Here is a 25360-nt window from a genome sequence, read left to right as displayed (position 1 = left end):
TCCTTCACTGCGTCTAGCGCCGTGAAAGGTCCGTTCACGTACTTTCGAGTGACCAGGGTGCCGGAGCGGGGTGGGTCGGGTTGGTCGTGGGGGGGGGGGGGGGGGGGGGGAAAAAAACCCCCCCCCCCCCCACGACCAACCGGACCGACCACTCACGAGAGGTCCGTTCACTCCGCCAGGGCACGGTGCATAGGCCCGCCACGGGGGCATACGCCACAATTGGGGCCGTGCCGTCCGACACCCCCGAGTCCAGCGAGAGCCCCGCCGACGAGAAGCGTGTCGTCGCCGGGCGATATCGGTTGCGCTCGGTCATCGGATCAGGGTCGATGGGCACGGTCTGGTCGGCCTACGACGAGTTCCTGCACCGCCCGGTCGCGGTCAAAGAGGTCCGCCTCCCGCCCGGCGTCCCGACGGCGCAGGCCGATGAACTGCGCGAACGGACCCTGCGCGAAGCCCGCGCGATCGCCGTCCTGAGTCACCCGAACGTGATCATCCTGCACGACGTCGCGCGCGAGAACGACGAGCCTTTCGTGGTCATGGAGCTGTTGCCGTCGCGCAGCCTCGCGCACATCCTGCGCGACCACGGGCCGCTGACGGTCGAGCAGGCCGCGGCGGTCGGCATCGCGGTGGCGTCGGCGCTCGAAGCCGCGCACGCCGCCGGGATCACCCACCGTGACGTCAAACCGGGGAACGTGCTGGTCGCGGGCGACGGCCGCATCAAGCTCACCGACTTCGGCATCGCGCGCAACGTCTCCGAAGCCACCATGACCCGCACCGGGATGATGCTGGGCTCCCCCGCCTACATCGCGCCCGAAGTCGCCTCCGGCGGCGCGGTCGTCCCCGCCGCCGACCTGTGGGGTCTCGGCGCGACGCTGTTCGCGGCCGTCGAGGGCTCACCGCCCTACGACGCCGACGGCGACCCGCTCGAAACGGTCGGCAAGGTCGTCAACGGGAAGGTGCCGAAGCCCGGCCCCGGTCCGCTGTCCGACGTCATCGGCGCGCTCATGAAGAAGGAGCCGTCGAAGCGGATCACCCTGCGCGAGGTGCGGCGCCGCCTGTACCCGCTGCAGGCCAAGACGCTGATCGACCTCTTCCCCGCCGAGCTGTTCCACACGCCCGACGGCAAGAAGACCACCGCGCACCTGGACGCGACCGACACCCAGGTGATCAAGCCGGTCGTTCCCGACAAGCCCGGTGAGGGCACGAGTTCCGAACTCGCCGCCGACCCGGGCCCGCTGCCGTTCCTGAACCAGCCGGCCGCGGCTCCGGAACCTCCGGCCGAACTCGCGCCGATGCCAACGGTCGTCCCGCTGCCGCCTCGCCCGCCGGGACGGTCCCCGGCGGCCAACGTGCTGCTGGCGCTCGCGTCGATCGTCATCTTCCTGCTGGCCGCGGGAGGCGGGTTCGTGCTGGCCAGGACCGTCGGCGGGCAGGATCTGCGGCCGCCGGAGGGTATGCAGGAGGGCGACACGATCGTCACTCAGCCGCCGCCGAAGCTGATCACTCAGCAGGGTGACGCCAGCACGGTGAACGGCATCAAGGGCGGCCGGTTCAGCATCAGCGTCCCGGAAGGCTGGCAGAAGTTCGTCGCGCCGCACGTCACCAGGGGTGTGCCGAGCACGGTGGTCCAGTACGTCTCGCCCGACGGCCGTCAGGTCGTCCGGGTCGAGCGGCTGAGCGGTTTCCTGGCCGACAGCCCGCCGCCCACCTATTTCAGCTGGTTGAAGAGCCAGCATCCGGACATCGACCCCATCGGCGAGCCCGACGTCGTGCCCGGCCGGGGCGACAACAGCATGCGGTACACCTACCGGACGACCGAGCGCTCCGCCGAGACCAGGGACGCCACGAACGAGACGATCAGGCGCACGACGTTCATGGACCTGTTCAGCGGGGGCACGGACCTGTGGATCCTCTCGGTGACGTCGCCGATCGAGCAGGAGACGACCGCGAAGACCGCGGTCTTCGAGCCGATCGCGCGGTCACTCGTCGTCGACGGCTAGCCGCGCGAAGTGCTCCTTCGACGCACGCTGCTGCGCCAGCCTCCGCAACACCGAAAGCAGCCTGTCGCCGAGAACGGTCTCCACGACGGCGATCTCGATGATCCGCTCCAGTGACTCGACCCCGGCGATGCCTTCGAGGTCCAGGTCGGCGGTCCGGTCGGCGATCTCGGCGTAGGCGTCGAGTTTCTCGAGATACCAGCCGTGCCCGACGTCCCGGATCGCGCACAGGACGCCGACGAGGGCCTGGATGATCAGGTCGTCGTGGTCCTTGCAGGGCCAGTTCCGGCGCTCGGCGAGGTCCCGGACCGTGGCGAGCGCCCATTCCCGGCTTTCGCCGTCGACGACCTGGCGGGAGCTCGTGATGCCTTCCTGGGCCAGGCCGAGGATGCGATGGGGGCTGGCCGTTCCTTCGTCGACCGCGGCCAGCACCTCGCCGACCGTCGCGAGCGAAAGGCCGCCGACGTCCATCAGCGCCCTGATCAGCTTGATCCGCTGGACGTGACCGTCGTCGTACTTGGCCTGATTGGGGCTCGTCCGCTCGCCCGGCGGGACCAGCCCCTCCCGCAGGTAGTACTTGATAGTGGCGACCGGGACCCCGGCTTTTTCGCTCAGCTCCGCCATCCGCACGCGTTGTCACTCCGATCTCGGGGACGGTTCCAGGGTCATCCCTGAAGATTTCTCAGGATGGATAGCTTAGCTTCCCATAACGGAGAGCTTGACTATCCATCCCGGGAGGACCCATGACCATCTTGACCGATCTCCGCGAGAGAACCCGCACCTGGCACCGGGGTTCGTACCGGCTCGCCCAAGCCTTCGCCGTCATCACCGTGCTGTGCGTGCTGGCGATGCTGATCGACCAGCGGACGCTGAACGGCGCGCCGCTCTGGGCGAAACCGTTCAAGTTCGCCGTCTCCGCCGCGCTGTACTTCTTCACCTGGAGCTGGCTCGTCTCCCTGCTGCCGAAGTTCCGGCGGACCGCGAACTGGCTGGCGAACGTGCTCGTCGTGATCTTCGCCGCCGAGTACGTCCTGGTGGTGTTCCAGGCCGTCCGCGTCCGGGCGAGCCACTTCAACAACGAGACCCCGCTGGACAACACGATCTTCCAGGTCATGGGCGGGATGATCGCCGTGCTGTGGATGATCAACCTCGTCCTGACGATCGCCGTCATGTTCACCCGGCTCCCCGACCGCGCGACGACGTGGGCGGCCAGGATCGGCGCCGTCCTCGGCATGATCGGGATCTCGCTGGCGACGCTGATGAGCAGTCCCACCCCGGACCAGCAGGTCCTGCTCGACGCGACCGGCCAGTCCGCGATGATCGGCGCGCATACGGTCGGTCTCCCCGACGGCGGCCCTGGCCTGCCGATCCTCGGCTGGAGCACGGTCGGCGGCGATCTGCGGATCCCGCACTTCATCGGACTGCACGGACTTCAAGTGCTTCCGCTGCTCGCGCTCGCGCTCGGTGTCCTGGCCGCGCGTTACCCGCGGCTTCGCGACGACGCCGTCCGGCTGCGGCTGGTCGTGATCGCCGGCGTCGGCTACGCGGGCCTTCTCGCGCTCCTCACCTGGCAGGCTCTCCGCGGCCAGTCGATCGTCGCCCCGGACGGCCTCACCCTGGCCGCCTTCGCCCTGCTCGTCGCCGTCGTCGCCTTTAGCGGGCTGATCGCGATCGGGCGGCCGTCGAGGGCCCGGGAGCTGGAGGGCTCCGTCCGATGAGCGTCGAGACCCTGTTCACCTGGACCTTTCCGCTGGCGACGCCGTTCTGGCTGCTGATGATCTTCCTGCCTGGCTGGTCGTGGACCCGCCGGATCATGGCCTCGCCGTGGGTGCCGCTCGTGCCGCTGCTCCCGTACTTCGCGCTCGCCATCCCGCATCTCGGCGAACTCTGGACGGCGGTGAGCAAGCCGGATCTGGACGTCCTCAGCGCGTTCACCGGTTCGCCGTACGGGGCGGCCACGATCTGGGCCCATCTGATCGCCTTCGACCTGTTCATCGCGCGGTGGATGTACCTCGAAGCCCGCGAGCACCGCATCCACCCGCTGGTGACGGGCCCGATCCTGGCGCTCACGATCTTCCTGTCCCCGTTCGGGCTGGTGGCGTTCCTGCTCGTGCGAACTGTCCGGATACGCTCGTCGGCATGAGTGAGAACGAGGTCGCGGCGGCCGCCGCCATCGCCGAACGCACCGGCGTCGAGAAGCACGACATCGCCGTCGTGCTCGGTTCGGGCTGGCGCCCGGCGGCGGACGTCATCGGGGAGCCCGAGGCGGAGATCCCGCTGGGCGAACTGCCCGGATTCGTCGCGCCGGGCGCGGTCGGGCACGGGGGAACCGTCCGGTCGGTCCGCGTCGGCGAGAAGCGCGCGCTGATCATGCTGGGCCGCACGCATTTCTACGAGGGCAAGGGCATCGACCCGGTCGTGCACAACGTGCGCACCGCCGCCGCCGCGGGCGCCCAGACCGTCCTGCTGACCAACGCGGCCGGTGGCCTGCGCGAAGGCTTCCGCGTCGGGCAGCCGGTGCTGATCTCCGACCACCTGAACCTGACCGCGCGTTCGCCGATCGTCGGCGCGAACTTCGTCGACCTGACGGATCTCTACTCGAAGCGGCTGCGCGACATCGCCCGGACCATCGATTCTTCGCTGGAAGAGGGCGTCTACGCGGGACTCACCGGGCCGCATTTCGAGACCCCGGCCGAGATCCACATGCTGCGGACGCTCGGCGCCGACCTCGTCGGCATGTCGACGGTGCTGGAGGCCATCGCGGCCCGCGCCGCCGGGGTCGAGGTGTTCGGGCTTTCGCTGGTGACCAACCTGGCGGCCGGGATGACCGGGGAACCGCTGAACCACGAAGAGGTCCTCGAAGCGGGCCGTCAGTCGGCGACGCGGATGGGCACCCTGCTCAGGGAACTCGTCGCCCGCGCCTGAGAAGTGTCAGGAAAGGGGCTTTCAGGACAAAAAACGTCTTGAAAGCCCCTTTCCTGACATCCGGAGAAACTCAGCCCGCGAATTCGGGAAGCCGCTGGGCGACCTCCGCCGGTGACGGCATCGCGGCGACCTCGTCGGCGAGTCGCCGCGCCGCCCCGAGGACAGCCTCATCGGTGAGCAGCGTTCGTACCTGCTCGTGGATGGCGTCCTCGACGATTTCGGCACCGATCAGCTGCGTGCCCACCCCGGCCGCGACGACGGCTTGGGCGTTCGTGAACTGATCCGCCCCCTGCGGAAGCACCAGCTGCGGCAGCCCCGCGCCGAAGGCACCGAGCGTCGTCCCGCTGCCACCGTGGTGGACCACGAGGTCGACGTGCGGCAGCAGATCGTTCTGCGGCACCCAGGTCTCGACCCGGACGTTGCCGGGGACTTCGCCCAGCAGCACCGGATCCACCGCCGGACCCGCCGCGACGATGACGTCCGCCTCGATCCGCGCCAGGCCGGCGATGGCCCGCTTGAACACGTCTTCGTCCCCGAACGCGGTGCCGAGGGTGAGGTAGATCAGCGGACGGCTCTTGTCCCGGCCCGCCACGCCCGCCGGGAGGTCTCCCGGTTCGGCCCAGCCGACGGGACGCAGCGGGATCCTGTTCGCCCCGGCCAGGAAGTCGGGTGATTGCACCGACGCCGGGCAGATGTCGACGACGGGATCCCCGAAGGACGGCAGGTTCGCGCCTTCGAAACCGACCTCCGCGGCGAATTCCGCGAGACGGCCGAAAATGACGTCCATGAGGTCATCCGGCGAGAACCGGCCGAAACCGTGTCCGATCGCGGGGATGCCGGCGAGGCGGGCGGCGATGGCGCCCCCGGCGTTGCCGCTTTCGTAGACGACGAGATCGGGCCGGTGCCGCTCCAGCAACGGCGTGAGATCGGCGACGAACCGCCGGGGCATCACATTCCCGAACACTTCCCCGATGATCGGATGGAACGACTCGGGCGGGGCATCGGAGGCGTTGGGCTTGGGAGCGTCGGGCCCGACGACCGACTCGTACGCCTCCCGCATCCCGAATCCAGCGGTTTCCACTGCCAGACCGGCCTTTTCGACCACCGTCAGCATGTCGTCACCGGTGGCGAACACGACTTCGTGCCCGGCGTCGCGAGCGGCGACGGCGAGCGGTAGTAGGGGATAGAGATGACCATGACTCACCAAAGAAGTGAAGATCAATCGCACCCTTTCCAACGTACCCGTAGGCTGACTCGGTGACGACTTCCTTGACCCCGGAACTGCGGGATCGGGCGTTCCGCTGGATCGCCGACGATCCGGACGACGATTCCCGTGTCGAGCTGCAGAACATCCTCGCCCGCGCGATGGGCGGCGAAGCCGGTGCGGCCGACGAACTCGCGGACCGGATGTCCGGCCCGCTCGAGTTCGGCACCGCCGGGCTGCGCGGTCCCGTGCGCGCCGGCCCGCAGGGCATGAACGTCGCGGTGGTGACCCGCACGACGGCCGGTGTCGCGGCCTGGCTGACCGCGCAAGGACATTCCGGCGGAGTCGTGGTGATCGGCCGCGACGCGCGGCACGGTTCGGAGGCCTTCGCCGAGGCCGCCGCCGAGGTGCTGACGGCCGCGGGTTTCGCGGTGAAGGTGCTGCCCGGTCCGCTGCCCACCCCGGTGCTCGCGTTCGCCGTCCTGGAGCTCGGCGCCGTCGCGGGCATCCAGATCACCGCGTCGCACAATCCCCCCGCCGACAACGGTTACAAGCTCTACGACGCGACAGGCGGCCAGATCGTCCCGCCGTCGGACGGCCAGATCGAGCGGGCCATCGAGGCCGCTCCCCCGGCGATCAGCGTGCCGCGCGAGCCGGGCGCCGAGGTGCTGGGCGCCGAACTCCTGGACGCCTACCTCGCCAAGGTCGCGCTTCTCCCGCGCGGCCCGGAACGCGGGGTCAAGGTCGCCGCGACGGCGTTGCACGGCGTCGGGGCGGAGACCCTGCGCGCCGCGTTCGCCCGCGCCGGTTTCACCGATCTCCACGTGGTGGCCGAGCAGGCCACACCGGATCCCGACTTCCCGACGGTCGCCTTCCCGAACCCGGAGGAGCCGGGCGCGACGGATCTCCTGCTGGCACTGGCTTCCGAGGTGGACGCCGACCTGGCGATCGCGCTCGACCCCGACGCCGACCGGTGCGCGCTGGGTGTCCGCGAGCGGGACGGTTCGTGGCGAATGCTGCGGGGCGACGAAACCGGCGTCCTCCTCGGCTGGCACGTGTTGTCCACTGTAGACAACACAGACAGCACAGTCGGTGCGGATCCTTTGGTGGCCACGACGATCGTGTCGTCGTCGATGCTCGGCGAAATCGCGAAGGAGTTCGGCGCGCGCTACGCGGAGACGTTGACCGGGTTCAAATGGCTGGTCCGCGCGGGTGACGGTCTCGTGTTCGCCTACGAAGAGGCGCTCGGCCTCTGCGTGAACCCTGGTTTCGTCCGCGACAAGGACGGCATCTCCGCCGCCGTGCTCGCCGCGGGACTGACCGCTTCCCTGCGCGCGGCGGGCCGCGGGCCGCTGGACGTCCTCGACGAACTGGCCGCGAAGCACGGAGTGCACGTGACGGACCAGGTTTCGTTGCGGGTCACCGATCTTTCGGTGCGCGAGAAGCTGATGGCGGGCCTGCGCGCCGATCCCCCGGCGTCGCTGGGCGGCACCGGCGTCACGATGGAGGACCTCCTGCCCGACGCCGACGTCCTCCGCCTGACCGGCGATGGCGTGCGCGTGGTCGTCAGGCCGTCCGGGACCGAGCCGAAGCTGAAGGCGTACCTGCAGGTGAAGCAGGCGGTGACCGGTGACCTCGCCGAGGCGCGCACCGCCGCGGACGCCCGGCTGGCCGCGCTCCGTGCCGACATCGAGTCCCGGCTGGCCTGACGACCGTGGCCCGGTTGCTGATCGTCCACCACACGCCGTCGCCCTCGACGCAGGCGATGTTCGAAGCCGTCCTCTCCGGCGCGAACCATCCGGACATCGAGGGCGTCGACGTCGTGCGGCGCCCGGCACTGGGCGCGACCGTGCCCGACGTCCTCGGCGCGGACGGCTACCTGCTCGGTACCCCGGCGAATCTCGGCTACATGTCCGGTGCGCTGAAGCATTTCTTCGACACCGTCTACTACCCGTGCCTGGACGCCACGCGCGGACGTCCGTTCGGGTTCTTCGTGCACGGCAACAACGACACCGCCGGCACCGTGCGCGGAATCGAGAGCATCACCACGGGCCTCGGCTGGGAACGCGCGGCTTCGCCGGTCCTCGTCACCGGGGAACCGGGCAAAAAGGATCTGGCCGCCTGTTTCGAACTGGGCGGCACCCTCGCGGCCACGCTCATGCCCTGACACCCCTCGCAATTAGTCCTCTAAATGCGGGGGGAGTGAAAAGTAAAGGGGCCTGTCACCGGAAGCCCTGGGGGTCGACCTCCGGCAACAGGCCTAGGCCAAGGGTTCGCCGTGATGGCGATCAACCTTGGCTGCCCAAGCGTACTACATGGAGCACGATCTTGTGCACCCGCCTGGGAAAACGCCTCTCACTCCGGCGTCCGTACACCCCCAGGGCACGGAATCCGGAGCGAGAGGCCAGGACACGGCACGAAACCGCTCACAACTGTAAACCACTGCATACATACGCTGTCAACAGCTGCGGACAGGCCGAATCGCGTTACACTCCCACTACGGAACGGGACGACGAACGAACGGGGGGTCATGTCGCCGCACCAGACCTTCGCCCAGAAATTGAGCGCACTGATCGACTCCGTGCGCGCGGACGAAGGCGCCCCGCACAGCTATCGCGAGCTGTCCGCGGCGATCGATCGCGCCGGCGGGCCCGCCATGTCGCCCGCGTACCTCCAGCAGCTCGCGACGGGCAAACGGATCAATCCGAAGATCCACTACGTCGAGGCACTGGCGCGGCTTTTCGGGGTCCCGATCACCTACTTCTTCGAAGAACAGGAAGCGCAGCCCGTCGGTGAGGCGAAGCTCATGGCCATGCGCGCGCAGGAGCTCTCCCCGCAGGGCCGCCGCCAGGTCATGGATCTGCTGGAACTCGTCGAACGATACGAACGGGCCGAGCGCGATCAGCCGGGCGAAAGCCGATGAAGGAACGCGAGCTCCGCAAACGCTGCCGCAAGATGCTGAACAAGCTCGACATCGAACCACCGCTCGACGTCGGCGTGCTCTGCGAGCGGCTGGGCGAGCAGCGCGGCAGGCCGATCCGGCTGATGCCGTATCCGCTGGAGGTCCCCGGCCCGTTCGGCTGCTGGATCGCCACCGGATCGGCGGATTACATCTTCTTCCAGCAGGAGACCACGAAGTCCCACCAGGACCACATCATCCTGCACGAACTCGGGCACATGCTCGCCGATCACCATCCCGGCGGGGACGCCGAACCCGCCGACTTCCTGCGCGGCCCCGCGCCCGGGTTCGACGGCGACGCCGTCCACCGCGCCTTACGCCGCACCTCCTACGATGAGGCGCACGAATGGGAAGCCGAGACCGTGGCGACCATCATCCTCGAATGGGCGTCGGTCTTGAACTACACGATTCCCCGTCGCGCCGACAACGATGACGTCCGCCGTGTCCAAGGCGCGCTGGGCGACCATCAAGGGTGGATGTGAACTCGCTGTTCTCCCCTCTCAACGTCGTGGCGATGGTGCTGTTCGCGACGGCGCTCGCCTGGCGGATCTACCAGACGTACCGGGCGCCGAGGGTCCTGCCGAACTGGGCGATCACCATCACGATCGTCTGCGTCGCCGGTTCCTTCCTCGCCCAGCAGAAGCTCATCTCCGGCTGGCTCGACGGGCTGACGGGCAAGGGCACCGGCCGTCTCGTCAACAACATCCTGCTCGCCATCGGGGTCTGCGCGCTGCTGATCGTCTTCCTCGGCTCCGCGCTGGGCCCGCGCAGACCGCGCCGGGTCCTCTTCGAGCTGATCCCGCTGACCGGCGCGATCGCGCTGATGCTGATCGCCATGGCCGTCACCCCGCCGCAGGCACGCGGGCTCGCGCTGAGCCCGAAACTCGTGCACGAGCCCGGTGTGGCGCTGTTCTACCTGGGAGCCGGGCTCTACCTGATCTACGGCCTGTCCGCCTGTGCCTGGTGGATCCTGCGGTACATCCGCACCGCGGACCGCCATCTGAGGACGGGCTTGAAACTGAGCGCCGCCGGACTGCTCTGCCTTTCGGTGGGCAGCGTCTTCCGCGCGCTCTACATCGTGATCGCCTGGGCGTTCGGACCGTCGATCCCGCTCCTGCTCACCGTCGCCGTCCCTCTGGTACTTCTCGGGATCGTGCTCTTCCTCGCGGGGATCACCTATCCGGGCGTACGCGCGCGGTTCGCCGCGCTGCGACGTCGTCGCCAGCACCGGCTTCACCACGAGCGGCTGACGCCGTTGTGGACCGTGTTGGCCGAGATCTACCCGAACATCGTGCTCCGGACCACGCCGCAGGGACCGTGGGAGCGGTGGCGCCCGCGCACGGTCCACCGCCACTACTACCGCCGCGTGATCGAGATCCGGGACGGGCTCGTGCAGCTGAGCCCCTATCTGGAAACCGATCTCACCGCGCTCGCCGTCGACGATCCGCTGGCGGCGGCGGAGGCGCTGAAGACGGCGATCGCCCGGCAGGCCGCGGGCGAGGAGAACGACGGGCGCGCGAAACTCGTGCTGCCCGGCGGCGGCGCCGACATCGAATCCGACGTGCGGCCGTTGCTCGCGCTCTCGGCCGCGGTATCCCGGAACGAGGCATGACCTTGCAGCTTCTCCTTACCGCGGAACGGATCCTGCCGCGTCCGAGCACCCCCGTCGAGGACGGCGCCGTACTCGTCGAGGGCGACCGGATCGTCGCGGCGGGCCCCCGCGCCGAGGTCGAGGCACAGACGTCGCCGGACGCCGAGAGGCTCGACTTCCCCGGCGCCACGCTGATGCCCGGCCTGTTCAACGCGCATGTGCACCTGGCGTTCGACGCCACCCGCGAGATGCTGCCGAACTTCCTGGCGAGCGACGACGCCGCTCTCCGCGCCGGTGCCAAGGACCGGTTGGGACAACTGCTGCGCAGCGGCGTCACGACGGTGCGGGACCTCGGCGATCGTGACGCTCTGGGCGCGCGGGTCCGGGCTGAGCTGGCAGTCGAAAAGATCGCCGCTCCACGGTTACTGACCGCGGGCGCACCCCTGACAGTCCCCAATGGACATTGCCACTTCTTCGGCGGAGAGGTCGCCGACGACGGCGCGATCCGGGCCATGGTCGACGCCAACGCGGCCGCCGGGGCGGACGTCATCAAGGTGATGGCCAGCGGCGGCCAGATCACCGAGGGCGGCGCGGACATGTGGGAATCCCAGTTCGGCGTCCGGGAACTCCACCTGATCGTCGAGCACGCGGCGAGCCACGGGCTGCCGGTCGCGGCGCACGCCCACGGCGCCGACGCGATCGAGGCGTCGGTCGAGGCGGGCGTCCGCACGATCGAGCACTGCACCTGGATGACCGGGCCGCAGCGGCAGGACCGGCGTGACGGCGTCGCCAAACGGATGGCCGACGAGGGCATCGCGGCCTGCTCGACGAGCAGCCGCAACTGGCGGACGATGGCCGAGCGCATGGGCGAGGAGCTCGCGAAGACCGTCTACGGCAGGCTTTCCTGGCTGGAAGAGCTCGGCGTGCCGCTCCTGTCGGGGACCGACGCCGGGCTGCCCGGTTCGGTCTTCGACGATCCCGTCGGCGCCCTCGAACTCTACGAATGGCTGGGCTTCGGCCGTCGCCGGATCCTCGAGATCGCCACCGAGGACAGCGCGACAGGACTCGGCTTGGGCGACGTCACCGGACGGCTCGCCCCCGGCCTGAGCGCCGACGTCCTGGTGGTCGACGGCGACCCCCTCGCCGATCTTTCCGCCCTCCGGAACCTCCGCATGGTCCTTTCGCGCGGCGCCCGGGTCTGACTCCCGAAAGTGGGACGGCAACTTTGGTGACAGCGTTTTAAAACAGTGTTATCTTCTCCTTTCCCACCACGAAGGGAAGATCACATGGAAGGCCCGATCAGACTGTTCACGGTCATCGCGCTCGTCTCACTGCCGACGGTGATGTACGGCGGGTACGCGCTGATGGGTGTCCTGCGCGACCGGAAACTGACCGAACACCAGCGGAACATGTTCCGCGCGGGTCACGCCCACGCCGGCGTCCTGCTGGTTCTGGCGCTCGTCGCGCTGCAGATCCTCGGGCAGACCGGGCTCTCGGACGTCGCGTTGTGGATCGTGTGCTCCTTGCTCCTGTTCGGCGTGCTCGCCCAGTCCGGCGGCTTCTTCCTGCACCTGGCACCGGGCAAGGGCAAGCTCGGCGGACGGGTCACCAGCGCCGGAGCCGTCATGCTCGGGGCGGCGATGCTGACCACCGCGTACGGCGTGGCCTTCCCCTGACAAAAGCGCCGGCGACGGCTCGTTAAGCTTGCTGACGTGCCTGAATACCTGCCGACAGCCCCCGCCAAGGGGACCCGCGACTTCCTGCCCGCCGAGATGTCCGTCCGGACGCAGGTTTTCGGCCATCTCTACGACGTCCTCGAACTGCGCGGCTTCCTCCGCTACGACGGGCCGATCCTCGAACCCGCCGAGATCTACGAGCGCAAGTCCGGCCAGGAGATCGCGGACCAGCAGCTGTACACGCTGACCACCAAGGGCGGCGAGCGGCTGGCGCTGCGCCCGGAGATGACCCCGTCGGTCGCCAGGATGATCGCGGGCAACGCGAAGTCGCTGCAGTTCCCGGTGCGCTGGTACAGCCACCCGAACTGCCACCGCTACGAGCGGCCGCAGCGTGGCCGGGTCCGCGAGCACTGGCAGATCAACGCGGACATCTTCGGTTCGGACAGCGCGAACTGCGAGATCGAGATCTTCGAGCTCGTCCACGACATGATGAGCGCACTCGGGGCGACGCCGGACATGTTCCAGGTGCGCGCCAACGACCGGAACCTGCTCTCTTCAGCGCTCACCGACATCGTCGGCGTGACCGCGGAGCAGCTGCCGCAGGTGTTCACCCTGGTGGACCGGTGGGAGAAGTCGGACCGCACGAAGCTGAGCGACACCGCGGCCGAGATCGGCCTGACCGACAAGCAGTTCGAGAAGCTGACCGAGACCCTGTCGTCCGGCGCCGCTCTGCTCGACGAGCTGCCCGAGCAGGTCAAGGAGAACTCGAACCTGGTGAAGGTGCTGAACAGCGGCGCCGCGGACCTGATCACGTTCGACCCGATGATCGTGCGCGGGCTCGCGTACTACACGTCGACCGTGTTCGAGGTCTTCGACACCTCTCCGGAGAACCGTCGCGCCCTCTTCGGCGGCGGCCGGTACAGCGACCTGGCGTCGTTGTTCACGTCGCAGCAGATCCCCGGGATCGGCTTCGGCATGGGCGACGTCACGCTGATCGACTTCCTCGACACCCACGAACTGACGCCGAAGCCGCGCAGCGAGGCCGACGTCGTGGTGATCCCGGTGGTCGAAGAGCTCACCGACGCCGCTCGCGACGTCGCGGGACGGCTGCGGAAGGCCGGTCTGCGCACGCTCACGCCCGTCGAGCTCCGCAAGCTGGGCAAGGAGCTCACCCGGGCCGACAAGGCCGGGGCGCGGGCCGTGGTGATCGTCGGCCAGGAGGACTGGGACGCCGGGAACGTGACGGTCCGCAGCCTCGAGACCCGCGAGCAGGAGACCGTCGCCGTCGACGCCGTGGTTCCAACCGTCAATTCACTGCTCTGACGACGAAAAGCCGGCGCCCTCGAGTGGGCGCCGGCTTTTCGTTGTCAGCGCGACAGGGTCTTCATGGACGCTTCGGGGTACCGCTCCCCCGCGACCGCGTCGGCCGGGACGGCCTCCTCGATCGCGGCGATGTCCTCGGCGGTCAGGTTCAAGCCGACGGACGCGACGTTCTCTTCGAGGTACTTGCGCCGCTTCGTACCCGGAATCGGCACGACGTCCTCGCCTCGGGCCTGCACCCACGCCAGCGCCAGCTGACCCGCCGTCACACCCTTCTGCCCGGCCAACGCGCGGAGCGCTTCGACCATCGCCAGGTTCCGTTCCAGGTTGCCGTCGGCGAAACGCGGCTGGGTCGTCTGACGGAAGTCGCCGTCCGCGAAGTCCTCTTTGGACTTGAAGCGGCCGGTGAGGAAACCGCGCCCCAGCGGGGAATACGGCACCAGCCCGATACCGAGCTCACGGCAGACCGGGACGACCTCGTCCTCGATGTCGCGCGACCACAGCGACCATTCCGTCTGCACCGCCGTCACCGGGTGCACGGCGTGCGCCCGCCGGATCGTCTCCGGACCTGCCTCGGACAACCCGATGTGGCGGATCTTCCCCTGCTCGACCAGGGAGGACAGCGTGCCCGCGGTCTCCTCGATCGGCACGTCCGGGTCGACGCGGTGCTGGTAGTAGAGGTCGATGTGATCGACGTTCAGCCGTCGCAGCGAGGCCTCGACCTGTTGCCGCACATAGAATTCGTCGCCGCGGATCCCGCGCTTGCCGGGATCGGCCTCGTCGCGCACGATGCCGAACTTGGTGGCCAGCACGACCTGATCCCGTTTGCCCGCCAGCGCGCGGCCGACCAGTTCCTCGTTGCGGCCGAAGCCGTACATGTCGGCCGTGTCGATCAGCGTCACGCCCAGCTCGATGGCGCGGTGGATGGTCGCGATCGATTCGGTGTCGTCGCCCTGGCCGTAGAACTCGCTCATGCCCATGCAGCCGAGCCCTTGCGCGCCGACTTCCAGCGTGCCGAGCCTGCGTGCGGGCAGGGTGGAACCCGTCATGATTTCTCTCGCAATTCTTTCGGTTTACTTGCCGGCGGCGCGGGCGAGCCGCTCCGGGTAACGCTCACCGGCGATCGCCTCGACGGGTGCGGCCTTTTCGATGGCCTCGATATCCACTTCGGACAGTTCCAGTTCCGCCGCGGCGGCGTTCTCTTCCAAGTACTTGCGACGCTTGGTGCCCGGGATCGGCACGACGTCGTCGCCCCGCGACTGCACCCACGCGAGCGCCAGCTGTCCGGCGGTGACACCCTTTTCCGCCGCCAACGCGCGCAGGGCTTCGACGATCGCCATGTTGCGCTCGAAGTTGCCCTCGGCGAACCGGGGCAGCCCGCGGCGCATGTCGTCCGCCGGCAGGTCCTTCATCGAGGTCACGCTGCCGGTGAGGAAACCGCGGCCGAGCGGCGAGAACGGCACGACACCGATCCCCAGCTCGCGAGTGGTCGAGCGGATCTCGCCTTCTATGCCGCGGGTCCACAGGGACCACTCGCTCTGGAGAGCCGTCACGGGGTGGACGGCGTGCGCGCGGCGGATCGTCTCGGCACTGGCCTCGGAGATCCCGGCGAACCGGATCTTGCCCTCGTCCACCAGCTCCGCGAGCGCGCCCCAGGTCTCTTCGACCGGCGTGTCCGGGTCGACGCGGTGCTGGTAGTAGAGGTCGATGTGATCGACGTTCAGCCGTCGCAGCGACTCTTCGCAGCTCTGCTTGACGTAGGCCGCGTCGCCCCGTGCGGCCATCCCGCCGTCTTCGGTCCAGATGATGCCGAACTTGGTCGCCAGCACGACCTGGTCCCGCTTGCCCGCGATCGCGCGGCCGACCAGCTCTTCGTTCGCCCCGGCGCCGTAGACGTTCGCGGTGTCGAGCATCGTCACGCCGAGTTCGAGCGCGCGGTGGACGGTGGCGATCGACTCCGCGTCGTCGTCCCGGACGCCGTAGGCCTGGCTCATCCCCATGCAGCCGAGCCCCTGCGCCCCGACTTCCAGACCGCCGAGCCTCCTGGTGCTGATCACGCTGAAATTCCCTCCACGGTGGTGCCGGTGCCGAGCACCTTGCGTTCCACCTGGTCGTAGTGGTCGATCTTGTAGTCGAGGATGTCGAGGCAGGCCTGCAGCTCGGCGATCCGGTCGGCGACCGACGTGCGCTGGTCGACGAGGATCGCCTTGCGCCGTCCCGCGCTCGACGCGCCGTGGTGACGGAGGGAGGCGTACTCCCGCATGCGCTTGATGGGCATGCCGGTCAGGCGCAGCTTGGTCAGGAACCCCAGCCACCCGAGGTCGTCGTCGGTGTAGGCGCGGCGCCCCGCGGCGTCCCGCGCCGGGGGCTCGACGAGTTTGATGCGCTCGTAGTACCGGAGAGTGTCGATGGACAACCCGCTACGTCGCGCGGCTTCCGCTATCGAGTAGCTCATGTGAACGACAGTACGACCTGGAGTGCGCTCCAGGTCAACTCCGAATTCCCGCGATTGATAACAGCGTTGCGTTACGCTCTGCTTCATGCCCCGCCCCAGGACGCACGACGAGAACCTTCGGCTGAAACTGCTGGACCGCGCCGGTGAGCTCATCTCGGCCGACGGCCCGAAGGCCCTCAGCCTCCGCAAGCTGGCCTCCGACGTCGGCACGTCCACCACGGCGGTCTATTCACTCTTCGGCGGGAAGACGGACCTGGTCAGCGCCCTGTTCTCCGAAGGCTTCCGCCGCTTCGGCCAGCGGATGTCCAGGGTCTCGCTGAGCGGCGACCCGGTCGAAGACCTGGTGCGGCTCGGCGTCGCGTACCGGAAAAGCGCGCTGGCCGACCCGCATCTCTACGCGATCATGTTCACGAAGTCGGTGCCGGGTTTCGAGCCGGCGGAGGAGACGTCCGAGCAGGCTCGCGCCACGATGGCGCCGCTGGAGGAGACGATCCGCAGGGCCGTCGCGGACGGCGTCTTCATCGGCGCGCCGCCCGAGGTCATCGTCGTGAGCTGCTGGGGCACCGTGCACGGCCTCGTGTCGCTGGAGCTGAACGGGAACCTGCCGGAGGCGTACACCGTGAGCCCGGCTTACGAGATCGCGCTGCGGGCGAACGCCACCGGCTGGCTGCGCCGGTGACAGATCGCGTTTAGCCCGCTAAACGCGATCCGGTGGCCAGGCACCCCAGCTCAAGTACATGAAGGCCCCCTTCATGTACTTCCCTGACCCGCGTGAAGGCCCCCTTCCCTCGGCTCAGCCGAGGGAAGGGGGCCTTCACGCGCGCTCCCACCCCCAGAGCGCGTTTAGCGGGCTAAACGCGATCCGGCGGTCAGTAGAGCGGCAGGGTGCCCTGGTGCAGGACGTTTCCCGCCGCGTCCAGGACGGTGATCCCCACCTTCGCGTTCGCGTAGTCCTGACTGACGCCGTCCGGAATCCAAGCCGCGAAAGTCCCGTTCGCGACCGTCGCGTCGATCGTCTTGCCGGTCCCGAAGTCGAGCTTCACGGCGGCCGCGGCCTCGGGAACGGTCCCCGGGTAGGCGTTCCCGGGCTTCACCTCTCTGCCGTTCCGGTCCACCCTGCCGACCGTCTCGGTCCGCAGCGCGCGAATCGACGACGGGTCCCGCCGCTGAGGAAAGGCCCGGTAGTACGCGGTCTTCCCGTCCCGGTATCCGAGTCCGCCTTGGCACAGGACGACCTCGTCGCCGAGGCGGGCGACGACCACCGCGACGTCGTCGCCTTCGAGCAGTGCGCCGGCCTGGTAGGCATCCACGTCGGGCACCGCTTCGGACGCTCCCTCCGTGCAGACCTTGAAGAACCCACTCGCCGGCGATTCCCGCTCCGGCGTCACCGGCCGGTCGATCGCCGACGCGGCGGGCAGTGACGCCGGCGGCAGGAGGTATGGCGCCTGGTAGTGAAGAGGCCGGGATTGCTCACCGGGCGTGGGCCCGACCGAGTAGGCGGTCTTCATCGGCTTCATCTGCCCCAGGTACACGAACAGGTTCCCCCGCCGGAAGACCGGGATGTCCCTGAAGGACGACGAGGCGTCGTTCTGCCCGGTTATCTCCACTTTTGGCCAGCTGGGGTCGGCGACGCCGGCGACAGTCCCGCCGTCGGTCATCAACAGGGCCGCGGTCTTCCCACCGTCGGTGTAGATCGGCTTGTCGTCCGGATCGGAAACGGTCGCGGTCGTCCGCGTGGTCTCGCAGAAGAAGGGCTTGTCACGCGCCATCACCGCCACGACGGTGACGGCCGCCTCTCCGGCGACGGTGAATTGCGGCACCCATTCGTTCCGGTCGGGGAAGTTCGCGCTCCTGCTCTCGGACTGGACGACCGCCCAGCACCGGTTCATGGCGTCCACCGCCTTCGGCCGGTCGAGGGAGAAGTCAGGGTTCGCGACGTCGGGTCCCGTGCCGTCCGGGTCCCGGATGATCACGGTCGTCACCAGGGCGCCCACGAGGACCAGGACGACGGCGGCCGCCGCGGCGACGATCGGCCATCGACGCCGCGCGGGTTTTCCCATCCCCTCCCGCAAGGACATCCGCAGGTTGTCGAGTACTTCCGGAGGGAGTTCACGCCTGTCGGGCAGGCCGAGGTCGTCGGTCATTTCTCCTCCAGGGCGGCCCGCAGCTGCGCGCGGGCCCGCGAGATGTGGGCGCGGACGGTCACCTCGGCGACGCCGAGCAGTTCGGCGGCGTCCGGAAGGGAGAGATCGCCGAGCAGGCAGAGTTCGACGGCCTGGCGCTGCGACTTCGGCAGTTTCGCGACCAAGGCGAGCACTTGCCGGAGACGGTCTTCGCCGTCGAGCTGGTCGACGACGGTGTCGGCGTGGTCGGACACCGACCGGGGTTCCGGCAGCCGCCGGACGAGCCGGAGCCGCCGCCCGGTGCTGCGGTGTTCGGCGCGCGCGAGGTTCCCCGTGACGGCGTACAGCCACGGCAGCGCGCTGTCTCGGATGAGCGTGAGGTCCGCCTTGCGCCGCCAGGCGGTGAGAAAGGTCGTCGATGTCAGGTCTTCGGCCGACGCCCAAGACCCCGTCAGCCGGTAGGCGTGGTTCCACACCGACTGGGCGTGCCGTTCGAAGAGCTCGGTGAACGCCCCGTGGTCACCGCCCGCCGCCGCACGCCAAAGCTCCGTGTCGCTCTTGTCGGGAGGCGATCCGCACGAGTCCACCGGCACCCCCGCCGTTCCGGTCACTGTTCTGGTCACATCCATCAGTGACCGGCGACGGCGAAGATGTTGCGAACCCGCGTCACCGCGTCGCGTTTAGCGGGCTAATCGCGACGCGGTGACGCGCTCAGACGGCCCCGTACTGCCGGTCACCCGCGTCCCCGAGACCCGGCACGATGAAGCCGGAGTCGTTCAGCCGCTCGTCGATGCTCGCGGTCACCACCCGCAGCGGCAGCCCGGTCTTCTCCAGATGCGCGATCCCCTCGGGTGCCGCCAGCGCGCAGATCGCGGTGACGTCGGTGGCGCCCCGGTCGGTGAGCAGCCGGATCGTGTACTCCATCGACCCGCCGGTCGCCAGCATCGGGTCGAGCACCAGCACCGGCCGGTCGGCGAGCGATTCGGGCAGCGACTCCAGGTACGGCGTCGGCTTGAGCGTCTCCTCGTCGCGGGCGAGCCCGACGAAGCCCATCTGGGCGTCGGGGATCAGCTTGTGCGCCTGATCCGCCATCCCCAGCCCGGCCCGCAGCACCGGCACGAGCAGCGGCGGACTCGCCAGCGCGTAACCGTCGGTGCGCGCCACCGGCGTGTGGATCCGGTCGATGCGCACGGGCATGTCCCGCGTGGCTTCGTAGACCAGCATGACGGTCAGTTCGTGCAGCGCCGCGCGGAAGGCGGCGCTGTCGGTGCGCGCGTCGCGCATGGTGGAAAGCCTGGCCTTGGCCAGTGGGTGATCAACGACGTGCACATCCATGCCGGTCAATTTAGCTCGTCAGCCCTGTCGCGCGAACCAGCCGACCCAGCGGCGCTGCCACGGTGTCTCCACCGAACGCGCGTGGTGATTCGCCCGCGCCCACGCCACGGCCTCGTCGGCGGAGAGCCCCGAAAGGGTGGCCAAGCACGACATGACCGTGCCGGTCCGGCCGACTCCGCCGTAACAGGCGACCTCGACGCCTTCTCCGGCCGCGGCCCGCTCGTGCAGCGTCACGATCCGCCGCCGCGCGTCCGCCCAGTCCGTCGGCAGCAGGAAGTCCGGCCAGCGGATCCATTCCCGCTCCCAGTCCATTTTGTGGTCGTGCTTCCGGCGCAGCTTCGCGCCGCCCAGATACAGGCCGAAGTCCGGCGAAGGCCCCTCGGGCCAGGGACGACCCAGTCCCCGCCCTCGTACCTTGACACCGTCCGGCAGTGCGATCGCACCAAGTAGTGAGTTCCCCATCACGGCAGAATCCCACTGTCGGCCATAAGATGGACGCCCGGCCCTCCCACCGGCGCTAGGCTCCTGCGCGTGAGCGAAGAGCCAGCCCTGCCAGGACCCGAACAGATGCGCATCTCCGACGCCGACCGTGAGCAGGTCGCGCAGGTGCTGCACGCGGCGATGTCCGAGGGGCGCATCACCATCAACGAGCTGGAAGAACGGCTCACGATCGTCTACGCGGCCAAGACCGTCGGCGACCTCAAACCGGTCACCGCGGACCTGCCGCAGACCCGCTCGGCGATCCAGCCGGCGACGTCGCGCGCGCTCGGCCTGCCCGACGACCGCATCGGCGGGCATCCGGGCTCCGGCGCCTCGATCGCCGTCATGTCCGGCGCGTCGCGCAAGGGCAGCTGGGTCGTCCCGCCGCAGCACAACAGTTTCGCGTTCTGGGGCGGGACCGACATCGACCTGCGGTACGCGCGCTTCGCCGAGAAGAACACGACGATCACCGCGGTCGCGATCATGGGCGGGGTCGACATCATCGTGCCCGACGACATCAACGTGGACGTCACCGGAATCGGCTTCATGGGCGCTTTCGAGCTGGAGGACCGCGCGGGTACGCCCGCCGCACCGCCGACCGCCCCGACGGTGAAGATCACCGGACTGGCGTTCTGGGGCGCCGTCACCGTCGTACGGAAGCCACGTAAGAAGGACGCACCCGAACTCGAAGGCTGAGCCGAACCAGGGGACCGTCTGATGCGCCGAAGTTTCGTAGCGATCGCTTGCGCCGCACTGCTTTCCGTCACCGCCCTCCCGGCGGCGGCCGCCGGGAAGACCGATCCGCGCCAGGCCGCGATGGACGCGGCGGTCGCCGCGGGCATCCCGGGCATGGTCGCCGTCGCCGACGATTTCCGCGGGGTCAGCGGCGTCGCGAACATCACCCGGCCCGGTAAGCCCACCGCGTCGGGACGCTGGCGGATCGCCAGTGTTTCCAAGGTGTTCGTCGCGACCCTGGTCCTGCAGCTCGTGGCCGAAAAGCGCGTCGGGCTGGACGAGCCCGTGCAGCGCTACCTGCCGGGGCTGCTGCCGTACCCGGAACCGATCACCGTCCGCCAGGTGCTCCAGCACACCAGCGGCCTCCCGCGTGACCTGCTCCCCGAGGACTCCTGGGCGACGGGGCCGGAGATCGACACCGAGCGCTTCGAGCATTTCGACAGCGACGACGAGATCCGCCTGAGCACGTCGAAGCAGCCGCTGCAGTTCAAGCCCGGAACGAGCTGGGCGTACTCCAACACCGGCTACAACGTCCTCGCCCTGCTGGTCGAGAAGACCACCCGCAAGCCGCTCGAACGGGTGCTGGCCGAGCGCATCACCAGGCCGCTGCACCTGCGCGACACCTCGCTCCCCCGTGACTTCCCGTTCCTGATCGGCGCGGCCGCCCGCGGCTACGAGCAGCTGTACGACGCGCCTCGCGGCCTCACCGACGTCACCACCTACAACTACTCGCGCTACTACGGCGCGGGCGGCATGGTGTCCTCGGGCGCCGACCTCAACCGCTTCTTCGAGGCCCTGTTCGGCGGCCGTCTGCTGCCCGCGGATCTACTCGCGCAGATGAAGAAGACGGTCCCGGCGGGCGGCATGGAGTACGGCCTCGGCCTGATGAAGCTGAACCTCAAGGAACTCGGCGCCTGCGCGGAGGACATCACCCTCTGGGGTCACGGCGGCGACTTGCCGGGCTACAACACCCTCAGCTTCCACGACGAATCCGGCAAGAACATCTCCACGATGGCCACTGTGGACCTCACCGCGTCGCCGGACGCCTCGCTCAAGCGTCAGCTGCCGATGATCAACGAGTTCTGCTCGCCGGTGATCCCGGCCAGGGCCGCCGCCCAGGCCCCGGTGCCCAGCTTGTAGGCCGCCTACACTCACCCGTATGACAGCTACGACCAGCTCGTCAGCGGCGACGGCTACCCCGGCGCCGCTGACGGACGCGACTCGCGACGAGGCGAGCCTGCGCCGGTTCCTGCACGGGCTGCCCGGCGTCGACCAGGTCGGCGTCGAGCAGCGGGCAGCGGGCCTCGGCACGCGCAGCATCAAGAAGGCCGCCAAGCTCTGGGCGATCGACACCGCCATCTCGATGGTCGACTTGACGACCCTCGAAGGCGCCGACACGCAGGGGAAGGTCCGCGCGCTCGCCGCGAAGGCCAAGCGGCCGGACCCGGAACGGCCGGACACGCCGCAGGTCGCGGCCGTCTGCGTGTACCCGGACATGGTCGAGACGGCTGTCGAGGCCCTGCGCGGTACCGGCATCCACGTCGCGAGTGTGGCCACCGGGTTCCCGGCGGGCCGCACCAGCCGTGAGATCAAGCTGGCCGACACCAAGATCGCCGTCGACGCCGGTGCCGCCGAGATCGACATGGTGATCGACAGGGGCGCGTTCCTGGAGGGTCGCTACCTGGCGGTCTTCGAGGAGATCCAGGCGATCAAGGCCGCCTGTGGCAGCGCGCACCTCAAGGTCATCCTCGAGACCGGTGAGCTGGCCACCTACGACAACGTCCGCCGCGCCTCCTGGCTCGCACTGCTGGCGGGCGGCGACTTCATCAAGACCTCCACCGGCAAGGTCTCGCCCGCCGCGACGCTGCCGGTCACCCACGTGATGCTGCAGGCCGTCCACGACTGGTTCGCCCAGACCGGTGAACTGCGCGGCGTCAAACCCGCCGGTGGCATCCGGACGACCAAGGACGCGATCAAGTACCTGGTCGCGGTGCACGAGGTCGCCGGCGAGCAGTGGCTGACCCCGGATCTGTTCCGGTTCGGCGCGTCCAGCCTGCTCAACGACCTCCTGCTGCAGCGCCGCACCCAGGCCGACGGCCACTACAGCGGCCCCGACTACGTCACGGTGGACTGATCCATGGGCATCTTCGAGTACGCGCCCGCGCCCGAATCGCGCGACCTCGCGAACCTCAAACCGCACTACCGGCCGTTCGTGAACGGCGAGTTCGTCGACGGCTCCGGTGAGCCGCTCAAGACGATCAACCCGGCCACCGAAGAGGTGCTCGCCGAGGTCGGCACCGCGTCGGTGTCCGATGTGGACATCGCGGTCAAGGCCGCGCGCAGGGCCTACAACAACGTCTGGTCCAAGATGCCGGGCTCGGAGCGCGCCAAGTACCTGTTCCGCATCGCGCGCCTGATCCAGGAGCGCTCGCGGGAGCTGGCGGTGCTGGAGAGCCTCGACAACGGCAAGCCGATCAAGGAATCGCGCGATTCCGACGTGCCGACGGCCGCCGCGCACTTCTTCTACCACGCGGGCTGGGCCGACAAGCTCGACTACGCGGGCTACGGCCCGAACCCGCGGCCGCTCGGCGTCGCGGGCCAGGTCATCCCGTGGAACTTCCCGCTGCTGATGCTGGCGTGGAAGATCGCGCCCGCGCTGGCCACCGGCAACACCGTGGTGCTCAAGCCCGCGGAGACCACGCCGCTGACCGCGCTGGTGTTCGCCGAGATCTGCCAGCAGGCCGAGCTCCCGCCCGGCGTGGTCAACATCCTGCCCGGCGCCGGGGACATCGGTGCCGCGCTGGTGGGTCACAACGACGTCAACAAGGTCGCCTTCACCGGATCCACCGACGTCGGCAAGGCCATTCAGCGCCAGGTCGCGGGCACTTCGAAGAAGCTCACGCTGGAACTGGGCGGCAAGGCCGCGAACATCGTCTTCGACGACGCCGCGCTCGACCAGGCCGTCGAGGGGATCGTCAACGGGATCTTCTTCAACCAGGGCCACGTCTGCTGCGCGGGCTCGCGTCTGCTGGTGCAGGAGTCCATCGCCGAGGAGCTGCTCGAAAAGCTCCGCTACCGCGTCTCGACGCTGCGGCTGGGCGACCCGCTGGACAAGAACACCGACATCGGCGCGATCAACTCCGCCGAGCAGCTCGCGAAGATCAAGGGCCTGGTGGAATCCGGCGACGCCGAGGGCGCGCAGCGCTGGACCAGCCCGTGCCCGGTGCCGGAACGCGGTTTCTTCTTCGCTCCCACGGTGTTCTCGGATGTCCAGCAGTCGATGCGTATCGCCCGCGAAGAGATCTTCGGGCCGGTGCTTTCGGTGCTGACCTTCCGCACGCCGGATGAGGCCGTGACGAAGGCGAACAACACGCCGTACGGGCTCTCCGCCGGTATCTGGACCGAGAAGGGCTCGCGCATCCTGTGGATGGCGAACCAGCTCCGCGCCGGCGTCGTCTGGGCCAACACGTTCAACCGCTTCGATCCCGCCGCGCCGTTCGGCGGCTACCAGGAGTCGGGTTTCGGCCGCGAAGGCGGACGCACCGGACTGGAGGCCTACCTCGATGTCTGACCGTATTTCGGTGGCGAAGACCTACAAGCTCTACATCGGCGGCAAGTTCCCGCGTTCGGAGTCCGGCCGGGTGTACCCGGTCACCGACAGCAAGGGCAAGTTCCTGGCGAACGCCTCGCACGCGTCCCGCAAGGACGTCCGCGACGCGGTTTCCGCTGCCCGCAAGGCTTTCGGTGGCTGGTCGTCGGCGACGGCGTACAACCGCGGCCAGGTGCTGTACCGCGTGGCGGAGATGCTGGAAGGCCGCCGCGAACAGTTCGTCGCGGAGGTTTCCGCGTCCGAGGGCGTGGCGGCGAAGAAGGCTCAGTCCCTTGTGGACGCCTCGATCGACCGCTGGGTCTGGTACGCGGGCTGGACGGACAAGATCGCGACCGTGCTCGGCGCGGCCAACCCCGTCGCGGGCCCGTACTTCTCCTTCACCGTGCCCGAGCCGACCGGCGTCGTCGGCGTGCTCGCGCCGCAGCAGTCGTCGCTGCTGGGCCTGGTGAGCGTGCTGGCCCCGGTGCTGGCGACCGGCTCGACCGCGGTGGTCGTCTCCAGCGCGGACCGGCCGCTGCCCGCGATCACGCTTTCGGAGGTCCTGGCGACGTCCGACCTGCCCGGCGGGGTGGCGAACATCCTGACCGGACGGGCGTCGGAGCTGGGTTCGTGGCTCGCCTCGCACGGCGACGTCAACGCCCTCGACCCGACCGGCACGGAGCCCTCCGCGCGGGCGGACCTGGCGCGCGACGCCGCGGGCACCGTCAAGCGGGTCCTGACCGTGCCGGACACCGAACCGGACTGGACGGCCGACGCCGACATGGCGCGACTGCGCCGGTACCTGGAGGCGAAGACCGTCTGGCACCCGCTGGGCGTCTGACCCCTGTACCCCACCGCAATTAGTCCTCTAGTGTCGCGCGTCGTTAATTAGTTTACGGGCGTGGGTTTGCGATGATGGGTTATGCCTTCGTCGGGTTTGGTGGTCAGCAGCGAGGATCGGGCAGTCTTGG

General features: G+C 69.1%; 27 protein-coding genes. 18 read left to right on the top strand and 9 right to left on the bottom strand.

The genetic code is table 11. The features are described from left to right. Nucleotides 1-227: 227 nt before the first annotated feature. Nucleotides 228-2000, top strand: a complete 1773-nt coding sequence (locus tag ACZ5IK_RS41850) for a serine/threonine-protein kinase (protein WP_465492784.1) — start codon at nt 228-230, stop codon at nt 1998-2000. Here ACZ5IK_RS41850 and ACZ5IK_RS41845 read toward each other — a convergent pair. Next, a complete protein-coding gene (locus ACZ5IK_RS41845; RefSeq protein WP_465492783.1) occupies nt 1980-2621 on the bottom strand; it encodes a MerR family transcriptional regulator in 642 nt (213 codons plus the stop codon). The two genes, ACZ5IK_RS41850 and ACZ5IK_RS41845, sit on opposite strands and share 21 nt — an antisense overlap. Nucleotides 2622-2740: 119 nt before the next feature. Between ACZ5IK_RS41845 and ACZ5IK_RS41840 the strand changes: the two genes are divergently transcribed. From ACZ5IK_RS41840 to ACZ5IK_RS41830, 3 genes are read left to right on the top strand one after another with little or no spacing between them, the layout of a single operon-like run. Further along, complete coding sequence (locus ACZ5IK_RS41840; protein ID WP_465492782.1) at nt 2741-3715, top strand: hypothetical protein; 975 nt, start codon at nt 2741-2743, stop codon at nt 3713-3715. Next, nucleotides 3712-4140, top strand: a complete 429-nt coding sequence (locus tag ACZ5IK_RS41835; protein WP_465492781.1) for an ABA4-like family protein — start codon at nt 3712-3714, stop codon at nt 4138-4140. The genes ACZ5IK_RS41840 and ACZ5IK_RS41835 overlap by 4 nt, the downstream gene beginning before the upstream one ends. Further along, nucleotides 4137-4922 (top strand): purine-nucleoside phosphorylase, encoded by a 786-nt coding sequence (locus ACZ5IK_RS41830; protein ID WP_101612347.1) that lies wholly within the window; start codon nt 4137-4139, stop codon nt 4920-4922. Before ACZ5IK_RS41835 ends, ACZ5IK_RS41830 begins: the two co-directional genes overlap by 4 nt. Before the next feature lie 70 nt (nt 4923-4992). Here ACZ5IK_RS41830 and ACZ5IK_RS41825 read toward each other — a convergent pair whose 3' ends face one another. Next, complete coding sequence (locus tag ACZ5IK_RS41825) at nt 4993-6150, bottom strand: glycosyltransferase (RefSeq protein ID WP_465492780.1); 1158 nt, start codon at nt 6148-6150, stop codon at nt 4993-4995. Between the two features lie 29 nt (nt 6151-6179). On the opposite strand from ACZ5IK_RS41825, the gene ACZ5IK_RS41820 reads away from it, so the two are divergent. The 8 genes from ACZ5IK_RS41820 to hisS all read left to right on the top strand — a co-directional run bounded on the left by ACZ5IK_RS41820 (nt 6180) and on the right by hisS (nt 13675). Then, nucleotides 6180-7835 carry a phospho-sugar mutase gene (locus ACZ5IK_RS41820; RefSeq protein WP_465492779.1) on the top strand — a complete coding sequence of 552 codons (1656 nt, stop codon included), beginning with the start codon at nt 6180-6182 and terminating at the stop codon, nt 7833-7835. A gap of 5 nt (nt 7836-7840) precedes the next feature. Next, nucleotides 7841-8293, top strand: coding sequence for a flavodoxin family protein (locus tag ACZ5IK_RS41815; RefSeq protein WP_465492778.1), 453 nt, complete (start codon nt 7841-7843; stop codon nt 8291-8293). A 363-nt stretch (nt 8294-8656) separates the two neighbouring features. Then, the gene (locus ACZ5IK_RS41810) at nt 8657-9049 is read left to right on the top strand and encodes a helix-turn-helix domain-containing protein (RefSeq protein ID WP_101612343.1); all 393 of its coding nucleotides are present in this window, start codon (nt 8657-8659) and stop codon (nt 9047-9049) included. Further along, the gene (locus tag ACZ5IK_RS41805) at nt 9046-9567 is read left to right on the top strand and encodes a hypothetical protein (RefSeq protein ID WP_465492777.1); all 522 of its coding nucleotides are present in this window, start codon (nt 9046-9048) and stop codon (nt 9565-9567) included. Before ACZ5IK_RS41810 ends, ACZ5IK_RS41805 begins: the two co-directional genes overlap by 4 nt. Continuing rightward, nucleotides 9564-10697 carry an MAB_1171c family putative transporter gene (locus ACZ5IK_RS41800; protein ID WP_465492776.1) on the top strand — a complete coding sequence of 378 codons (1134 nt, stop codon included), beginning with the start codon at nt 9564-9566 and terminating at the stop codon, nt 10695-10697. The genes ACZ5IK_RS41805 and ACZ5IK_RS41800 overlap by 4 nt, the downstream gene beginning before the upstream one ends. Beyond that, nucleotides 10694-11878: an amidohydrolase family protein gene (locus ACZ5IK_RS41795; protein ID WP_465492775.1), complete on the top strand. Its 1185-nt coding sequence runs from the start codon at nt 10694-10696 to the stop codon at nt 11876-11878. Before ACZ5IK_RS41800 ends, ACZ5IK_RS41795 begins: the two co-directional genes overlap by 4 nt. 84 nt (nt 11879-11962) lie before the next feature. Continuing rightward, on the top strand, nt 11963-12352 hold the full coding sequence (locus tag ACZ5IK_RS41790) for a hypothetical protein (protein ID WP_465492774.1): 390 nt from the start codon (nt 11963-11965) through the stop codon (nt 12350-12352). Nucleotides 12353-12388: 36 nt separating this feature from the next. After that, a complete protein-coding gene (gene hisS, locus ACZ5IK_RS41785; protein ID WP_465492773.1) occupies nt 12389-13675 on the top strand; it encodes a histidine--tRNA ligase in 1287 nt (428 codons plus the stop codon). A 44-nt stretch (nt 13676-13719) separates the two neighbouring features. On the opposite strand, the gene ACZ5IK_RS41780 is transcribed toward hisS, so the two are convergent. Genes ACZ5IK_RS41780 through ACZ5IK_RS41770 form a run of 3 tightly spaced genes read right to left on the bottom strand, consistent with a single transcriptional unit; the run spans nt 13720 to nt 16127 of the window. Beyond that, nucleotides 13720-14721, bottom strand: a complete 1002-nt coding sequence (locus ACZ5IK_RS41780; protein WP_465492772.1) for an aldo/keto reductase — start codon at nt 14719-14721, stop codon at nt 13720-13722. 24 nt (nt 14722-14745) lie between these two features. Next, nucleotides 14746-15729 carry an aldo/keto reductase gene (locus tag ACZ5IK_RS41775; protein WP_465492771.1) on the bottom strand — a complete coding sequence of 328 codons (984 nt, stop codon included), beginning with the start codon at nt 15727-15729 and terminating at the stop codon, nt 14746-14748. Next, complete coding sequence (locus ACZ5IK_RS41770; RefSeq protein WP_465492770.1) at nt 15726-16127, bottom strand: MerR family transcriptional regulator; 402 nt, start codon at nt 16125-16127, stop codon at nt 15726-15728. The genes ACZ5IK_RS41775 and ACZ5IK_RS41770 overlap by 4 nt, the downstream gene beginning before the upstream one ends. 85 nt (nt 16128-16212) lie before the next feature. Here ACZ5IK_RS41770 and ACZ5IK_RS41765 point away from each other — a divergent pair, with 85 nt between their 5' ends. Beyond that, complete coding sequence (locus tag ACZ5IK_RS41765; RefSeq protein ID WP_465492769.1) at nt 16213-16806, top strand: TetR/AcrR family transcriptional regulator; 594 nt, start codon at nt 16213-16215, stop codon at nt 16804-16806. Between the two features lie 190 nt (nt 16807-16996). Here ACZ5IK_RS41765 and ACZ5IK_RS41760 read toward each other — a convergent pair whose 3' ends face one another. The 4 genes from ACZ5IK_RS41760 to ACZ5IK_RS41745 all read right to left on the bottom strand — a co-directional run bounded on the left by ACZ5IK_RS41760 (nt 16997) and on the right by ACZ5IK_RS41745 (nt 20047). Further along, nucleotides 16997-18271 (bottom strand): hypothetical protein, encoded by a 1275-nt coding sequence (locus tag ACZ5IK_RS41760; protein ID WP_465492768.1) that lies wholly within the window; start codon nt 18269-18271, stop codon nt 16997-16999. Further along, the gene (locus ACZ5IK_RS41755) at nt 18268-18861 is read right to left on the bottom strand and encodes an RNA polymerase sigma factor (protein ID WP_465492821.1); all 594 of its coding nucleotides are present in this window, start codon (nt 18859-18861) and stop codon (nt 18268-18270) included. The genes ACZ5IK_RS41760 and ACZ5IK_RS41755 overlap by 4 nt, the downstream gene beginning before the upstream one ends. 100 nt (nt 18862-18961) lie before the next feature. After that, nucleotides 18962-19585 carry a uracil phosphoribosyltransferase gene (upp, locus tag ACZ5IK_RS41750; protein WP_101612332.1) on the bottom strand — a complete coding sequence of 208 codons (624 nt, stop codon included), beginning with the start codon at nt 19583-19585 and terminating at the stop codon, nt 18962-18964. Nucleotides 19586-19603: 18 nt separating this feature from the next. After that, nucleotides 19604-20047 carry a protein-tyrosine phosphatase family protein gene (locus tag ACZ5IK_RS41745; RefSeq protein WP_465492767.1) on the bottom strand — a complete coding sequence of 148 codons (444 nt, stop codon included), beginning with the start codon at nt 20045-20047 and terminating at the stop codon, nt 19604-19606. A 105-nt stretch (nt 20048-20152) separates the two neighbouring features. Between ACZ5IK_RS41745 and ACZ5IK_RS41740 the strand changes: the two genes are divergently transcribed. From ACZ5IK_RS41740 to ACZ5IK_RS41720, 5 genes are read left to right on the top strand one after another with little or no spacing between them, the layout of a single operon-like run. After that, a complete protein-coding gene (locus ACZ5IK_RS41740) occupies nt 20153-20761 on the top strand; it encodes a DUF1707 SHOCT-like domain-containing protein (protein ID WP_465492820.1) in 609 nt (202 codons plus the stop codon). Between the two features lie 21 nt (nt 20762-20782). Beyond that, entirely contained in the window at nt 20783-21940 is a 1158-nt protein-coding gene (locus ACZ5IK_RS41735) for a serine hydrolase domain-containing protein (protein WP_465492766.1), read from the top strand. 19 nt (nt 21941-21959) lie between these two features. Then, the gene (gene deoC / locus ACZ5IK_RS41730) at nt 21960-22934 is read left to right on the top strand and encodes a deoxyribose-phosphate aldolase (RefSeq protein WP_410663059.1); all 975 of its coding nucleotides are present in this window, start codon (nt 21960-21962) and stop codon (nt 22932-22934) included. A gap of 3 nt (nt 22935-22937) precedes the next feature. Next, on the top strand, nt 22938-24371 hold the full coding sequence (locus tag ACZ5IK_RS41725) for an aldehyde dehydrogenase family protein (RefSeq protein ID WP_465492765.1): 1434 nt from the start codon (nt 22938-22940) through the stop codon (nt 24369-24371). Next, a complete protein-coding gene (locus ACZ5IK_RS41720; RefSeq protein ID WP_465492764.1) occupies nt 24364-25230 on the top strand; it encodes an aldehyde dehydrogenase family protein in 867 nt (288 codons plus the stop codon). The genes ACZ5IK_RS41725 and ACZ5IK_RS41720 overlap by 8 nt, the downstream gene beginning before the upstream one ends. Nucleotides 25231-25360 lie beyond the last annotated feature (130 nt).

The sequence above is a fragment of the Amycolatopsis sp. NPDC031561 genome (assembly GCF_055580625.1).
Note: the sequence above shows the minus strand (reverse complement) of the source record. Positions and strands in the feature narration are given on the sequence as shown.

Excerpts from the sequence above, each read along its gene's own strand:
- ACZ5IK_RS41845 (WP_465492783.1), bottom strand. The coding sequence starts at position 2,621 with ATGGCGGAGCTGAGCGAAAAAGCCGGGGTCCCGGTCGCCACTATCAAG.
- ACZ5IK_RS41840 (WP_465492782.1), top strand. The coding sequence starts at position 2,741 with ATGACCATCTTGACCGATCTCCGCGAGAGAACCCGCACCTGGCACCGG.
- ACZ5IK_RS41835 (WP_465492781.1), top strand. The coding sequence starts at position 3,712 with ATGAGCGTCGAGACCCTGTTCACCTGGACCTTTCCGCTGGCGACGCCG.
- ACZ5IK_RS41830 (WP_101612347.1), top strand. The coding sequence starts at position 4,137 with ATGAGTGAGAACGAGGTCGCGGCGGCCGCCGCCATCGCCGAACGCACC.
- ACZ5IK_RS41810 (WP_101612343.1), top strand. The coding sequence starts at position 8,657 with ATGTCGCCGCACCAGACCTTCGCCCAGAAATTGAGCGCACTGATCGAC.
- ACZ5IK_RS41805 (WP_465492777.1), top strand. The coding sequence starts at position 9,046 with ATGAAGGAACGCGAGCTCCGCAAACGCTGCCGCAAGATGCTGAACAAG.
- ACZ5IK_RS41795 (WP_465492775.1), top strand. The coding sequence starts at position 10,694 with ATGACCTTGCAGCTTCTCCTTACCGCGGAACGGATCCTGCCGCGTCCG.
- ACZ5IK_RS41790 (WP_465492774.1), top strand. The coding sequence starts at position 11,963 with ATGGAAGGCCCGATCAGACTGTTCACGGTCATCGCGCTCGTCTCACTG.
- ACZ5IK_RS41780 (WP_465492772.1), bottom strand. The coding sequence starts at position 14,721 with ATGACGGGTTCCACCCTGCCCGCACGCAGGCTCGGCACGCTGGAAGTC.
- ACZ5IK_RS41770 (WP_465492770.1), bottom strand. The coding sequence starts at position 16,127 with ATGAGCTACTCGATAGCGGAAGCCGCGCGACGTAGCGGGTTGTCCATC.
- ACZ5IK_RS41765 (WP_465492769.1), top strand. The coding sequence starts at position 16,213 with ATGCCCCGCCCCAGGACGCACGACGAGAACCTTCGGCTGAAACTGCTG.
- ACZ5IK_RS41760 (WP_465492768.1), bottom strand. The coding sequence starts at position 18,271 with ATGACCGACGACCTCGGCCTGCCCGACAGGCGTGAACTCCCTCCGGAA.
- upp (WP_101612332.1), bottom strand. The coding sequence starts at position 19,585 with ATGGATGTGCACGTCGTTGATCACCCACTGGCCAAGGCCAGGCTTTCC.
- ACZ5IK_RS41745 (WP_465492767.1), bottom strand. The coding sequence starts at position 20,047 with ATGGGGAACTCACTACTTGGTGCGATCGCACTGCCGGACGGTGTCAAG.
- ACZ5IK_RS41740 (WP_465492820.1), top strand. The coding sequence starts at position 20,153 with ATGCGCATCTCCGACGCCGACCGTGAGCAGGTCGCGCAGGTGCTGCAC.
- ACZ5IK_RS41735 (WP_465492766.1), top strand. The coding sequence starts at position 20,783 with ATGCGCCGAAGTTTCGTAGCGATCGCTTGCGCCGCACTGCTTTCCGTC.
- deoC (WP_410663059.1), top strand. The coding sequence starts at position 21,960 with ATGACAGCTACGACCAGCTCGTCAGCGGCGACGGCTACCCCGGCGCCG.
- ACZ5IK_RS41725 (WP_465492765.1), top strand. The coding sequence starts at position 22,938 with ATGGGCATCTTCGAGTACGCGCCCGCGCCCGAATCGCGCGACCTCGCG.
- ACZ5IK_RS41720 (WP_465492764.1), top strand. The coding sequence starts at position 24,364 with ATGTCTGACCGTATTTCGGTGGCGAAGACCTACAAGCTCTACATCGGC.